Here is a 3,395-nt window from a genome sequence, read left to right on the forward strand (position 1 = left end):
CTCGACCGCGGTCGCCAGCCGGTGCACCGCGTCCGTCCTCGGCCCGTCCAACCCGCCGGTCCGCGCGACGCGCTCCGCCGCCCGGCGCGGCGTGAGCGAGCCGTCCGGGACGGTGCCGAGGTCCCAGGCGGTGTCCGTGACCTCGCGCCACAACCGCAGCGTGTGAGCGGCCACGTCCGCCTCGTCCCGGGGCGGGGTGCCGAGCCGTCGCCCGCGTACCCGCCTGCGCCACAGCATCGGTGACAGCGGCAGCAGCACGACGACCACGGCGAGCAGCGACCACAGCAGGACCTGCGGCCACCGGGGCCCGCCACCGCCGGCGGCCGCCGCCGGCTCGTCCTCGTCCGGGCACGCGTCCAGACGCCGCAGCTCCGGCGTGCAGCTCGCGCTGCTGGACGGCTTCGGCCTGGGCGCCGTCAGCTCGTCGTCCTCGGGAGCCGCCGAGGGCGTCGGCGTCGCACCGCCCGGCGTGGTCTCCGGCCGGGTGTACTCCGGGACCGTGCCACGCGTCGGCGTGGGCTCGAACCGGGTCCACCCCACGCCCTCGAAGTACAGCTCCGGCCAGGCGTGCGCGTCCTGGAGGTTCACCTCCACGCTTCCGTCGCCCCGCTCGGCGCCCGGGGCGAAACCGACCGCGACCCGGGCCGGTATGCCCAGCGAACGCGCCATGGCCGCCATCGCGAAGGAGAAGTGGACGCAGAAGCCCTGACGGGCGTCCAGGAACCGGGCGATCGCGTCCGGGTCCTCGCCCACCTCGACCTCGGTGTCGTAGGTGAAGCCCCCGGTGACCGAGAACCAGTCCTGCAGCGCCACCGCCTGCTCGTAGGCGTTGCCCGCGTCCTCGGTGACCGCGCGCGCCGTCTCGCCGACCCCGTCGGGCAGGGACGACGGGAGGTCGGTGAAGTTGCGCAGCTCGGGGCCCGGCGCGGGTGCGGAGGCCAGCTGTTCCCGCGTCGGCAGGACCTCCAGGCTGGAGACCTCCCAGGTCTCGCCCTCCGTGGTGGCGCCGCCGTCGCCGCTGACGGTCAGGCTCAGCGGGTCGAGCCGCCACTGGCCGAGCGCCTCGGCCCAGGTGGCCGGGTAGGGCATCGGCAGGTGCCGCTGCTCGTACCAGTCGGCGGCCGTGATCCGGCTGGTCACCTCCTTGCGCAGCACCTGTCGGCCCAGGCCCGGCGGGTCGGGGAAGCGCGGCGGGAGCGGCACGGTCCGCCGCGGCGAGGCCTTCCAGGTGGTGCCGTCGAACTCGTCCAGCGAGGCGATCCGCAGGTACATGTCGCTGGTGCGCCGGGAGGTGGTGCGCACCGTCAGCACCGTGCGGTCGTCGGAGTCGTTGAGGTTGTCGCGCAGCGCGACCAGCAGGTCCACCGAGTTGCCGGTGCCGCGCCCACCGGCCCCCGAGCCGCTGCCCGAGCCGAGGCCGCCCAACAGGCTGGGGCCCAGCGAGGGCAGGGCTGCCGGAGCCAGCAGCGCCACCCCCAGCGCGGCCGCCCCGATCCGGCGCCCGGTCCGCTGCCCTCTCCCCGGTCCCGGGCGCTGCCCGCGGCCCGCGGCAACCCCCGGGGGACCGCCGAAGGTGCGGCCCCACCGGGTGAGCCGCTCCCGGCCGTCGGCCAGGAGCAGCGTCAGGTAGCCGACGGCCGCAGCGCCGAACGCGAACGCCCCCGCGCCGCCCTCCTCGGCGAGGCCCGCGGCCACCGAGTACAGCGCCAGCAAGGGCAGCCCGGCCGGTGCGGCCAGCGCGTAGGTCACCGCCAGGGTGTCCACCAGCACCGCGATCAGCAGCACGCCGCCGACCAGCAGCAGCGAGATGCCGGGAGTCAGCGGCGCCGGATTCGCGTACTCGGTGACGTCCGCCAGCCCCTGCCGCGCCAGGACCACCAGGCGGGTCACCGCCCCGGGGCCGGGGAACAACTGGGCCACCGCGTGCTCCCGGGCGAAGAGCAACGACAACAGGCCCAGTGAGAGCATCAGTTCGACGAGGACGACCGTCGGCCGGGGCGCGGAGAACCGCCGGGCCGTCGCGCCCACCCCCGCCAGCAGGGCGACCGCGACGACGGCCTTGGCGTACCAGGTGCCCTCCTCGGTCAGCGGTATCAGCGCCAGCGCCGTGAGCAGCGTCGCCGCCGCGGCGGCCAACGTCGTCCTCGTCCGCACGCTCATCGCCGCTCACCGCCGTCCACGAGACCCGTCCGCTGCTGGTCGGCCTGCCGCCACACGGCCGCCATGGAGGCCCCGCGCGGCGCCCGCACCACCGTCCAGCCCGCCTCGCGCAGCACCCGCTCGGTGTCCGGGGCGGCGGCCACCGCCCCGGCGTCCACCGGGAAGTCCGGCTCCGCGTCCTCCTCGTCGTCCTCCGGGAGGAAGGCGAGCGCGCCGCCGGTGCGGTGCCGCATCCGGGCGACAGTGCGCGCCTGTTCCTCGTCGAGCGCGCCCAGGAAGGCCACCAGCAGCCCCTCGCCGCCGCGGCGCAGCACCTCCTGCGCCGCCGTCAGCCCCTCGCCGTCGGAGTGGCCGATCACCGACAGGGTGTCCATCAGCAGTCCCGCCGCCTCGGCCGTCTCGACGCCGGCGCCCCCGAAGGAGGCCCCCGCCTCGCCGGGCACCAGGGTTCCGGTGTCGGTCAGCAGCCGCACCGAGTACCCCCGCTGCAGCATGTGCGTGAGCACCGAGGCCGCGCCGGACACCGACCACTCGAACGCCGAGCCGGGCCCCGCGCCCCGAAAGGCCTCCCGCCGGGTGTCCAGCAGCACCGTGCACCGTGCGCGGTGCGGCTGCTCCTCCCGCCGGACCATCAGCTCGCCGTACCGCGCGGTGGACCGCCAGTGGACCCGGCGCAGGTCGTCGCCGTACCGGTAACCGCGCGGCAGCACGTCGTCCTCGCCGCCCACCGCCATGGAACGCTGCCGCCCGTCGCCGAACCCCTGGGCACCCCGGCCCAGCCGCACCGGCGGCAGCGCCTCCACCTGCGGCACCACCGTCAGCATGTCGTGCGCGGCGAACGAACGGGTCAGCTCGCACATCCCGAACGGGTCCGCCAGCCGCAGCTCCAGGGGACCCAGCGGGTACCGGCCCCGCAGTCGGGGCGGACCCGGTAGGACACCTCACGCTGCCCGCCCGGCTCGACGCGGTCCAGCACGAAGCGGGGCCGCGGCCCCAGCATGTACGGCACCCGGTCCTGCAGCATCAGCAGCCCGGTGGGCAGCCGGGAGACGTTGTCCACCCGCAGCCGCACCCGCGCCTCGGCGCCCGTCGGCACCCGCGCCGGCGTCAGCGTGCGCGAGGACGTCACCCGGTGCCGGGTCCGGTGCACCGCGACGGCGCACAGCAGCGGCAGCGCCGCCAGCAGCAGCCCCACCCGCAGCAGGTCCTGCTGCCCCAGCACGTATGCGCACACC

At 76.4% G+C, this 3,395-nt stretch carries 1 protein-coding gene and 1 pseudogene; both read right to left on the reverse strand.

Features of this window, described 5'->3' with window-relative positions:
* The coding region (locus tag ACOV8S_RS11400) for a transglutaminase family protein (RefSeq protein ID WP_448317663.1) at positions 1 to 2,160 on the reverse strand (2,160 nt) is incomplete at its 3' end.
* Positions 2,157 to 3,395 (reverse strand): annotated as a pseudogene (locus tag ACOV8S_RS11405) (DUF58 domain-containing protein); the annotation flags it as partial. The gene ACOV8S_RS11400 and the pseudogene ACOV8S_RS11405, both read right to left, overlap by 4 nt.

The organism is Streptomyces sp. CO7 (assembly GCF_053474865.1).